The following is a 239-nucleotide window of genomic DNA, read 5'->3' as shown; positions in this document are numbered from 1 at the left end:
GGCGGTAGCCGCCCGGGCGGCGGACCTCCTGCCGCCGCCACCGCCGCCGCCACCGGGCACGATCGGAGTAGGCTGGTACCTCCGCGTCGACGCCACGGTGAGCGACTACGCGCGGCCCCGGGATGCGACCCCGGCGCCGGCGGCTGGGAGCCCGCTGGTTCCGCTCACGCGCATGAACCTCGAGACCGTGCCCGGCTATGGCGGCGGCAGCGGCTACCGCATCAACACCTGGCTGCGCG

At 76.6% G+C, this 239-nt stretch carries 1 pseudogene; it reads left to right on the top strand.

The annotated features are described in order from the left end of the window. A pseudogene (locus AC0IWM_RS23910) lies at window positions 1-239 on the top strand (porin family protein); the annotation flags it as partial.

The sequence above is a fragment of the Methylobacterium sp. AC433 genome (assembly GCF_979253015.1).
This window is presented reverse-complemented; position numbering and strand designations above follow the sequence as displayed.